Source organism: Nguyenibacter vanlangensis, assembly GCF_013376155.1.
In the GTDB taxonomy this organism is placed as follows: Bacteria; Pseudomonadota; Alphaproteobacteria; order Acetobacterales; family Acetobacteraceae; genus Gluconacetobacter; species Gluconacetobacter vanlangensis.
In genome coordinates this window covers 1-10,324 of record NZ_JABXXP010000054.1, presented here as the reverse complement: position 1 = coordinate 10,324, position 10,324 = coordinate 1, and the positions used below count along the sequence as shown (strand labels likewise).

8 protein-coding genes and 1 pseudogene are annotated in these 10,324 nt (G+C 64.7%); 4 read left to right on the top strand and 5 right to left on the bottom strand.

All coding sequences use genetic code 11. The features are described from left to right. The 3 genes and pseudogenes from HUK84_RS05470 to HUK84_RS05460 form a co-directional block, all read left to right on the top strand. Positions 1 to 443, top strand: a pseudogene (locus HUK84_RS05470) (DUF6798 domain-containing protein); the annotation flags it as partial. 49 nt (positions 444 to 492) lie between these two features. Further along, the gene (locus tag HUK84_RS05465; protein ID WP_176639368.1) at positions 493 to 873 is read left to right on the top strand and encodes a DMT family transporter; all 381 of its coding nucleotides are present in this window, start codon (positions 493 to 495) and stop codon (positions 871 to 873) included. 348 nt (positions 874 to 1,221) lie between these two features. Further along, positions 1,222 to 2,013 carry a phosphatase PAP2 family protein gene (locus HUK84_RS05460; RefSeq protein WP_176639367.1) on the top strand — a complete coding sequence of 264 codons (792 nt, stop codon included), beginning with the start codon at positions 1,222 to 1,224 and terminating at the stop codon, positions 2,011 to 2,013. A gap of 103 nt (positions 2,014 to 2,116) precedes the next feature. Here HUK84_RS05460 and HUK84_RS05455 read toward each other — a convergent pair whose 3' ends face one another. From HUK84_RS05455 to HUK84_RS05440, 4 genes are all read right to left on the bottom strand, one after another. Next, on the bottom strand, positions 2,117 to 3,199 hold the full coding sequence (locus tag HUK84_RS05455) for an acyltransferase family protein (protein WP_176639366.1): 1,083 nt from the start codon (positions 3,197 to 3,199) through the stop codon (positions 2,117 to 2,119). A 211-nt stretch (positions 3,200 to 3,410) separates the two neighbouring features. Then, complete coding sequence (locus HUK84_RS05450; RefSeq protein WP_176639365.1) at positions 3,411 to 4,715, bottom strand: glycosyltransferase family 87 protein; 1,305 nt, start codon at positions 4,713 to 4,715, stop codon at positions 3,411 to 3,413. Positions 4,716 to 4,947: 232 nt separating this feature from the next. Beyond that, the gene (locus tag HUK84_RS05445; RefSeq protein ID WP_317135239.1) at positions 4,948 to 6,408 is read right to left on the bottom strand and encodes a glycosyltransferase family 87 protein; all 1,461 of its coding nucleotides are present in this window, start codon (positions 6,406 to 6,408) and stop codon (positions 4,948 to 4,950) included. Between the two features lie 219 nt (positions 6,409 to 6,627). Beyond that, positions 6,628 to 7,707 carry an acyltransferase family protein gene (locus HUK84_RS05440; RefSeq protein ID WP_176639364.1) on the bottom strand — a complete coding sequence of 360 codons (1,080 nt, stop codon included), beginning with the start codon at positions 7,705 to 7,707 and terminating at the stop codon, positions 6,628 to 6,630. Between the two features lie 218 nt (positions 7,708 to 7,925). Between HUK84_RS05440 and HUK84_RS05435 the strand changes: the two genes are divergently transcribed. Further along, entirely contained in the window at positions 7,926 to 9,305 is a 1,380-nt protein-coding gene (locus HUK84_RS05435; protein ID WP_246285425.1) for an amino acid permease, read from the top strand. Positions 9,306 to 9,329: 24 nt separating this feature from the next. On the opposite strand, the gene panB is transcribed toward HUK84_RS05435, so the two are convergent. Continuing rightward, positions 9,330 to 10,160, bottom strand: coding sequence for a 3-methyl-2-oxobutanoate hydroxymethyltransferase (gene panB / locus HUK84_RS05430; protein WP_176639363.1), 831 nt, complete (start codon positions 10,158 to 10,160; stop codon positions 9,330 to 9,332). Between the last annotated feature and the right edge of the window lie 164 nt (positions 10,161 to 10,324).

Here is a 10,324-nt window from a genome sequence, read left to right as displayed (position 1 = left end):
ATGCGGTCACCTGGGAACGCACGGTTGTGGCGCGGCGCGACGATTGGCAGGCGCTGGGCGAGTGGGCGCGGGCGAACACGCCCGAACGCGCCAAATTTCTGGTCCCGCCGGGCGCGTCGCGCGGGCTCGGCAGCGTGGCATCCGCGCGATCGGCCGAACAGGACCGGCTTTTCGAGGGGTTTTCCGTCTTCGCGTATTTTTCGCACCGGCAGGACTGGGTGTCGCGCCCGGCGGGGGCGGCCGTAATGTGGGCGCCCGCCTATTACTGGACATGGCACACCCGGCTGGCCGAGGTCCAGGGCCTGGCCGATCTGGCGGACCGGCTGCGCTACGCCGCGCGGCACGGCCTGTCCTATGTGGTCGATGGCTGCGTTCGGGATGTCGGCCCGGCGCCCAGGGCCCGTTTCGGCCGCCTGTGTGTTTATGACGTGCCCGGGACGTAACCGAAATAATGTTGAAGTCATTCCGTTTTTTGAAAGGGAGTTCCAGTTCATGAAATCCGTGACGCTTGCCCTTGTTCTGATCAGTGTCCTTCTCTCGTCGTCGGCCCAGATCCTGCTGAAGACCGGCATGTCCGGCCGGACCGTGCAGGCGGCGATGACGAAAGGCGCCGCGTTGCGGGACATGGTGACGGCGATCGCGTTGAACCCGTCGGTGCTGTTCGGATTGTTCGCCTTCGGGCTGAGCGCCGTCGTCTGGCTGCTGGTCCTGGCCCGTCTGGACGTCTCGCAGGCCTATCCGTGCGTGGCGCTGGGCATCGTCCTGACGGTGCTGGCCGGGATCGTCTTCCTGGGCGAACCGATTCATCCCGCGCGGCTGATGGGGCTGATTGTGATCGTATCGGGCGTGATCCTGATGGCGCGCGCGGCCTGAAACACGGCCCAGGTCCGTCTCGCGCGGCGCGCGAGACGGCATCATCCGCCCGTTCTGATAAAGACGCACGCGTCGGATCGACGCGTGCTTTTTTTTGCCCGGATCGAAAAATGTCGAGAACGGCGCAACGAGTCCCGTTCCCCGGCAAACGCTGTTTGGATTCAAAATATGAATTTTTCTTGAAATATATGTTAATGTTGTTTTTCAGGCGTTTCGGAGCGGTGTTGCCTGCTTTTCAAATTTTTGACGTGGGCTGCCGGCCCTGCCCATGTGCGGCCGGAACCGGTGGCAGGACGTCTCGGTATTGAAAATTATATTTTTGAAAACGAATAATAAAAGGAGGTCTTCGTGTCCGGAGAAACGGTTGCACCGTCCTTTCAGAGGGGTTCGAAATCCGCGCTGATTCCGATCCTGATCTTTGCCGTCGTCGCATCGCTGTCCCTCGGCGGTGTGCGGGGGGCCGATTATATGATCATGCATGGCTTGAACAGGCTGTCCGGCCGGTCGGCCATTCTCGACCACGCTATTTTCGGCCTGACGAAGGATATGTTTTCCAGCGTGGTTCTGCTGTCACTCGTCGTCTATGCCTGGTACGGCACGCTGGACGCCGCGAAACGCGCGGGCATCCTGGTCGGCGTTTTCATGTCCTTTTCTTCAGGAATCATCAGCCGTGTCCTGCAGCTTCTGCTGCCGACGCATCACCGGCCGCTTCATGACGCGGCGCTTCATTTCAGGATTCCGTTCGGTGTCCAGGCGGACACGCTCAACCACTGGGCGTCGTTTCCGAGCGACCATGCCGCGGTGACGTTCGGACTGGCCTGCACCCTGTATCTGGCGAATATCCGCGTGGGGCGCGTGGCCTTTGCGCTGGTGGCGCTTTTGAACCTGGTGCGGATCTATCTGGGTTTGCATTATCCCTCGGATGTCCTTGCCGGGGGCATGCTGGGGATCGCCCTGGTCGTCACGACCCGGCCGTTTCAGGATTCCCGCATCGTGCGCAGGATCCTGGCATGGGAATTTTCCCATCGCGCCCTTTTCTATGCGCTGGCCTTCTATCTGTGTTTCGGCATAGCGACCTTGTTCAACGATTACCGCTCGGCCTTGGCCGATATCGCAAAGATGGTTGTTCCACATAGTTAAGGCGGAATCATCATCGTTGCACGCCGGCGTCCTGCCCGTGGAATCCCTGTAGGATTCCGCAGGCAGGACATGGCGTATCGTCACGCGGTCCGATCGAGGCGCATCACGGGCTGCTCTGGATCGGCGGCGCCGCTGTTCCGGCGGTCGGTTGCCGGAACAGGGCCAGGGTCCGGTCCAGCCAGCCACGAAATGCAGTGTCCAGTTCGCTCAGCAGCCACGCGAAGCCCAGCAGGCCGCCCAGGATCAGCAGGCATTGCAGCGAGGTAACGCGCGCGGTGGAGATATGCAGGGCGTGGACGGCAAAGGCGCCCAGCAGGGCGAGCAGCGGGACATGCACGGTATAGAGCGGATAGGATGCGGCCCCGAGCGCCTTGAAGATCGTCAGGCTCTTGCCCGTCGGTTGCGTGGCGGCGCCCATCCAGATGATGGCGGGCATGAGAAAGAAGACCTCGATCAGGTCCTGCACGCCGCGCGAGACGAAAGACGGATGGATGACCAGGCCAAGCCCCAGCAGCACCATCGGTACCCAGGCGCCGAGCTTGAACGCGACAAGGCGGGGGCGGACGCGCCACAGCAGGATGCCCAGGAAGAACGAGAAACCCAGCCGCGCCAGGGCGCCGGGGGCCTCCGGCCAGATGAATCCGGTATTGAGGCTCTGATAGAAATGGGCGGTCGCGATCAGGCCGAGCGCGGAGAGGCCGACGATGCCGATCAGGACCCGGTTGGTCAGTTTTCGCCACGTGGCCGCCATGACGAGATTGACGACCAGTTCATAGAGCAGTGACCAGGCGGGGTAATTGAGGGGATAGAGTTCCTGGCTTGATCCGAACCAGGGAATGTAGAAAAGGGACGGCAGGAAGGGTGCCAGCTTGGAGGCCGGCGCATGATACATGGTGATGGCGAGCGCGGTCGCCGCCGCCGAGATGGTCAGTCCCAGCGCATAGAGCGGCCAGAGGCGCAGGACCCGTTTCCACATGAAGCTGGACAGCGCCATGCCCGCGTCCAGCCGCGCCGAATAGGCGTCGGCGAGGACGAAGCCGCTGAGCCCGAAGAAGAGATCGACCGCCAGATACCCGCCGGCCGGATACCAGGTGGATGCGAAAATGACGGGGGTATGACACAGGACGACGGCGGCCGCGGCCAGGCCGCGCAATCCGTCCAGAGTGTGAAAGAGACGCCTTGGCATGTCACGATTTTCCTTTGTTTTTTCGAAATGAAGAATCTCCGTGCCGGGCAAGATGTATTGGTTCAGATGTCGCTTAAGAAAATATGGAGAACCGTTCCGGACCGGGTTTGGTCTCTGCCCGCCATGGCGGGCGCAAACCGGGATTCCGGCTTCGGGCGGACCGTTCGATGGGGCGCGCGACGTGGCGCGCTCCACGCACGTCCCGCCGCGTTTATGGCGCGAGGCCGGTTTCCGCCGTCTCACCGACCGTGCCGACCATATCCTCCGGCTTGTCGGTCTGTGCCGCCCACAGGTAACTGCGGCAGAGAGTCAGCAGAAAGAGCAGCCCGCCGCACAGCCATGGGGATACGATCGTGCGTGTCCAGATGGGGGCCAGGCGGCCCGTCATCAGGGCACCGGGATAGAAGACGGGCAGCGAGCACAGAATGACGCTGGTCCAGAACAGGATCTTCGTGGCCTGGCCGCCAGGAAGCGGCAGCCGGCCCGTCAGATACAGGCTCCAGGGCAGCAGCAGCAGCAGGAAATAATGGGTCCAGGATACCGGACTGGTCACCACGCAGAACGCGATCAGCAGGCTGAAATCGACGGCGTCGGCCGAACCGAAACCCCGGATGTCGGTCCACGGCATGGTGCGTCGCCACTGCCATGCGGTCCAGGCGCTCAGCGCAAGCAGCAGCGGCGGCAGCAATTTCGCCAGAAGCATGAGCGGATGAGGCAGGGCATGACCGTAATCGTAGTCGTACATATAGGTCGGCCCCGACCACAGGCGCAGCAGGAAGGCCTCGAACGATTGGTTATTGAAGGCGCCGATCGGATTGCGCGACAATTCGACGATACACCGCATGTACCAATGGCGGGTGAAGTCCACGCCGAATACGGCCACCGAGGACAATGCGGTCGCGGCAACGATGCCCGCGCCCGCCAGGGCGGCGCGTCTGAGGCGCCGGGATATGAAATAGACGACGAAGAGCATGATCATCGGCTTGATGATCGCGGCCAGGCCGATCAGCGCGCCCGCGGCATAAAACCGTCTGGTCTGCAGACACCGCAATGCGCAGGTCAGCGCAAGCAGGACGAAATGCGTGGTATTGCCGCAGGAAAAGACGCAGTACCACAAAGGACCGTTGAGAAGGAACAGGAAGATGACCAGGAATTTCTGGCGGGTCGTGCATCCCCTGGTCAGCAGGACGTAGCTATAGCCGATCGCCGCGAAGCTGAGCAGATAGAAGGAGAGTTCGCCCAGGCGATGATGCAGGACCGCGAACGGCACGAACAGGAAGGAGACGATCGGCCAGTTGACGAAATAGAGCTTGAGGATCAGCGGCAGCAGCGCCGAGGGACCATGGTGCAGAATGGCCTCGCCTGCTGCGTAATAGCCCTTGCGGAAATCGCCCAGGGGCAGCGGATGGGGTTCGGGAAAAGGCGGGTGCACCTGCAGCCAGGTCATGAGCATGAGGAAAGCGATCGCCAGGGCGCCATAGGCGGCGACGCTGGTGGTCAGGCGGTATGCGCGCATCGTACCCTCCTCGGGGCCGGATCCCGGCCCTTGGCGCGCCGGGACGCGGGACAAGCTGTGAAATGCTCGATCGGCAGGCGCATGTCCTGCGATCCGTCCCGCGCGGCCGGCCCGATGGACCGGATATGCGGGATGCTGAAATATCGTTCTATAATATCGTTCTATATCGGGCTCCGACCCTGAAGGATGTCAGAGACGGGACGGGGGGACGCCGATATCCGTTCGGACGGCGTCAGCGCCAACTGACGTCGGTCAGGCCGGGAAAGGCCTGCGGATGGGGTGCGCGCCGATGGCCGACGCTCCAGCCGAGATCGCGCCTGGACAGAAAGACCAGGAGGAGCACCCCGAGCACCGCGAAAAATTCATAGGATTGCAGGATGTTGAAACGGGTCGTCGCCAGGAGGTTCAGCGGCGACAGGACATTGGCCACGGTCACGAAGGCGACGCCCAGCAGCAGCCAGCGCCGGCGTCGGTCGGGGGCATCGGGTATTTCCAGCAGCGAGAAGAAGAGCAGGGAAAAGATCGGCAGCAGGATTCCGTAATGATGTTCCCATGCCACGGGCGACGCCGCGGTGAAGCAGAGCCCGGCCACCATGAGGGAGGCGGTCGCGGCACGCGGGGTGACGGCGGTCCGCGCGCTCCAGAGACCGCCGGCGAGCAGAAGGCCGGTCGAGAGCAGAGTCAGCGCATAGGTGACGCCGTCATAGGGGGCGAAGCGGTGATATTCCCAGATCAGGTTGGTGCCGTTGCCGAGCAGGCGATTGACCAGCCCGTTCATCGACTGATTGGCATAGAAGCTTTCGCCGTGCCGCCCGATGAAGGATAGCACGCGCAGATAGGATTGCGGCCACGACCAGCCATAGAGCAGGCCCGAGGCGACATAGCCCGCGCCGGCGCAGGCCGCCAGGCCGGTGACGAAGGCGCGGTCCCTGCGCAGCAGCCCCCAAAGCAGGAACAGCGCCATCTGCGGCTTGACCAGGGCGGACAGGCCGAGCAGCACGCCGGCCAGTCCGGACCGCCGGCTGGCGTAGAAATAGCACGCGAAGACGAACAGCGCGTCCAGCAGAACCTGGATCTGGCCGAGATAGACTCCCCGGAGCAGCGGATAGAAACACAGCGTGGCCAGAAACGACGCCGCGCCGATCCAGACAGTTCGCGCCGACCGGCCGGGCGCCGCCGTCCGGACCGCGAACATTCGCGCCAGACGCAGGTTCAGCAGGGCCATGCCGGGAAAGATCGAAAACCAGGCGGCCAGATTGAGCAGGTTCAGCGCATGCACCGCGTCCCGGCCCTGGAGCGGAAGCCACTGGATCGCCAGCAGCGATGAGAGCGGGTACTGAAACTTGGTGCCCATGTCGAAAAAGAAATAGTCGTATGCGTCGCCCCCCGGATGGCGTTGCAGCCAGTCGCGTACCGCCAGCATGGGGGTCCAGGAATCATCGCCGACCAAATGGCGAATATCACGTAGAATAATGATATTATTGCTAAAATACGAATTGTCGAGCGCCCAGGCCAGCCCGGCGGGATGCAGGTGGCGTAGCGCCAGGATGCATGCGCTGATCGCGACCATGACCGACGGAATGAAGACGCAGACGCGTCTGAGCATGGTGATGACGGGATCGCCGGGACTTCCGGGATCGTCGTCCGGCAACGGGGCGCGGTTCGGAACGGCGGGATCGACGGATATGGGCACGTCTGTCACTCCTCGTCGCCTCATGCGGAACATCTGCGCGGATCGTCCGCTGTGCCGCTCGCGGCGGGGTGAACTGCCGAATCGCCCGTAAGTTCCCCGTTTCGGATACGAATCGTTAATCACAAAGTCGAATGCGCGGGATGTGCGGTGCCTTCGGGCGCCGCACATCCCGCGCGGCCACGTTTGTGCCGCCGGGTCGGAATACCGTCCCGAGACGGATCAGGGCGTGCTTTCGATCGGCGGAGCGATCCCGGCGGGCCGTTGGCGGAGCGACGCCAGGGCGCGGTCCAGTTGCACGCGAAATGCCGCGTCCAGTTCGCTCAGCAGCCAGGCGAAGCCCAGCAGACCGCCCAGAATCAGCAGGCATTGCAGCGAGGTAACGCTGGCGGTGGAGATATGCAGGGCGTGGACGGCAAAGGCGCCCAGCAGCGCGAGCATCGGGACATGCACGGTATAGAGCGGATAGGATGCGGCCCCGAGCGCCTTGAAGATCGCCAGGCTCTTGCCCGTCGGTTGCGTGGCGGCGCCCATCCAGATGATGGCGGGCATGAGAAAGAAGACCTCGATCACGTCCTGTACGCCGCGCGAGACGAAAGACGGATGGAGGGCCAGGCCAATCCCCAGCAGCACCATCGGTACCCAGGCGCTGAGCCTGGACGATACGGTGCGGGGGTGGACGCGCCACAGCAGGATGCCCAGGAAGAACGAGAAGCCGACCCGCGCCAGCGCGCCGGGAATCTGGGTCCAGAAGAATCCGGCATTGAGGCTGTGATAGAAATAGGCGGTCGCGACCAGGCCGAGCGCGGACAGGCCGACGATGCCGATCAGGACCCGGTTGGTCAGTTTTCGCCACGTGGCCGCCATGACGAGGTTGACGACCAGTTCGTAGAACAGCGACCAGGAAGGATAGTTGAGGGGATAGAGCAACTGGCCGGACCCGAACCAGGGAATATAGAAAAGGGCCGGCAGGAACGGTGCCAGCTTGGATGCCGGCGTATGATACATGGCGATGGCGAGCGCGGTCGCCGCCGCCGAGATGGTCAGCCCCAGCGCATAGAGCGGCCAGAGGCGCAGGACCCGTTTCCACATGAAGCCGGACAGTGCCATGCCCGCGTCCAGCCGCGCCGAATAGGCGTCGGCGAGGACGAAGCCGCTGAGTCCGAAGAAGAGATCGACCGCCAGATACCCGCCGACCGGAGACCAGGAGGCCGCGAAGATGAGGGGAGTGTGGCACAGGACGACCGCGGCCGCGGCCAGGCCGCGCAATCCGTCCAGAGTATGAAAGAGGCGCCTCGGCATGTCGCAATTCCTCGCTTGTTGTTGGAAAGGAACGTCCTCGCGCTGGAGCGGATGTATTGATACAGGTCGTGTTTAAGGGAGTATGAAGAGACGGGCCGGTTTCCGTTCTCATTACCATTGCCGGCCGGTGTTTTGTTTTGCGTGGCACGCGCCGGCGTCTATGCTGAACGTAAGCGGCGGCCACCGGGACGCGCCGCGCTTGGGGAAGGAGTCGGTTCTTGGGTCTGAAGCAGCGCCATATCCTGTTCATGGCCCTGGGCGGGTCGGTGGGCGCGGGATTGTTCCTGGGGTCGGGCAGCGCCATCCAGCAGGCGGGCACGTCAGTCCTGCTGGCCTATGTCATGTGCGGCCTGGTCGTCTTTCTGATCGGCCGGGCGGCGGCCGAACTGGCGCTGAGCGACCCGGGCGGCCGCACCCTCAACGCGTTCGTGGGGCGCTATCTGGGCGCGCGCATGGAATTCCTGGTGGGCTGGAGCTACTGGCTGATCTGGACGCTGGTCTGCATCTCGGAAATCACCGCGGCCGGCGTGTTCGTGCGCTACTGGCTGCCCGGGATGCCGCAATGGGTGGTCGCCGCATTGTTGGGGGCCGTGCTGCTGGGGGTCGGGTCGCGTGCCGTGGCCCTGTTCGGCGAGCTGGAATTCTGGCTGGCGCTGCTGAAGATCTGGGCCATCGTCGCGCTGATCCTGTGCGGACTGGCGGTGATCCTGGGCCATGTCGGTCCGGCCGGGGGCAGCGCGTCCTTCGCCAATCTTCTGGCGCCGGGGGTGATCCTGCCGCATGGGGCGGCCGGGTTCGCCGCCATCCTGCCCGTGGCGCTGTTCGCCTTCGGCGGGACCGAAATCGTGGCCCTGACTGCCGCCGAGACCGACGACGCGGCGCGCGTGCTGCCGCGCGCGATCAACGGCATCGTCGGACGGATCATCATCTTCTATATCGGCAGCCTGGCGGTCATCATGGCGATCGTCCCCTGGGCGCTGGCCGATGCGGGGCACAGTCCCTTCGTCCTGGCCTTCGACCGGATGGGCCTGCCCGCGGCCGGGGCGGCGATCAATGCCGTCATGGTGCTGGCGGCGCTGTCGGCCTGCAATGCCGGGCTGTATGCGACCAGCCGGACATTGGCGTCGCTGGCCGAAAGCGGCATGGCGGCGCGCCGGTTCGGCGCGCGCACGGCCAACGGCGTGCCGGCAATGGCGTTCGCGGCGTCGTTCGGCACGGTGCTGGCCGGCGTCGTGCTGAACTATTTCCTGTCGGACCGGGTGTTCGGATATGCCCTGCAGGGCATTTCATTCCTGCTCATCTTCGTCTGGGGCACGATCATGGTGGCGCATCTGCGCTATCGCCTTACGGAAGATGCCGCGCGCGACGGGGCCGCGCCGGTCGCGTCCCTGCCCGGGGCGCCGTTCAGCAACCTGGTGGCTATCGCCTTCCTGCTGGCGATCGGCGTGGACATCGTCTGGGGCGGCCGGCTTTACGTGCCGTTCGCGCTGGATGCCGCCTGGCTGGGCGGGTTGCTGCTGGTCAACGGCCTGGCGGCGCGGACAGGCCGCCAGAGCAGATCCCGTTCAAGCAGATCCCGTTCAAACGGACTCGTTTGAACGGGTGAGGATGCTCACGCCGCGTCACTCCATGTTCAGGGCATGCGCCAGTTCCGCCGGGTCCATGCCGGCGCTCTGTGCCGCGGTCGGGAACGCGCCGGATTCCACTTCGGCTGCATAGTCGCGCAGCGCGGCTTCGATCGCCGTGCCGATTTCGGCGAAACGCTTGGCATGGCGCGGGGATTTTCCGGGCAGCAAGCCCAGTATGTCGTGCCAGACCTGCACCTGTCCGTCGCAGCCGGCCCCGGCGCCGATGCCGATGACGGGGATCTGCAGGCGCTGCGCCAAGGTCGCCGCCAGCGGGGCGGGCACCAGTTCCAGCACGATGGCGAAGGCTCCCGCATCCTGCAGGGCCAGCGCGTCGTCCATCAGGCGCCGGGCGGCGGCGGCCTGCCTGGCCTGCACGCGCAGCCACAGCGTGTGCTGGGCCTGGGGCGTCAGGCCCAGATGGCCCATGACGGGCACGCCCAGTTCGGTCAGGCGGCGGACGATCGGCGCGAGGGAGGCGCCGCCTTCCAGCTTCAGCGCCTGGACGCCGGCCTCCTGCATCATGCGGCGGGCGGAATGGATGGCGTCCGATTCGGTGGCATAGGTCAGGAACGGCAGGTCGGCCACGATCATGGCGCGGCCGGTGCCGCGCACCACCGCGCCGGCATGGCGGATCATGTCGTCCAGCGTGACCGGCAGGGTCGTGTCGTGACCCTGGACGGTCATGCCCAGGGAATCGCCTACCAGCAGGATCGGTATGCCGGCGCGCTCGGCCAATGCCGCCGAAGGGGTATCATAGGCGGTCAGCATCGCGATCCGCTTGCCGTCCCGCTTCATGGCCTGGATGTCGAACAGGGTGATACGCATGATGGGCTCCGTCATGGGCGGCCCGGGCTGCATCGGGGGCTGCCGCATGGATATGGTGACGCGTGTTTACGAAAGCGCGCGGCCGTCGCCCACGCCCGTCCGGGGCAGCGCCCCGGGCAGTATCTGGGGCAGCACGCGGCGCATGGCGCAGCGCCGAGGGGCGG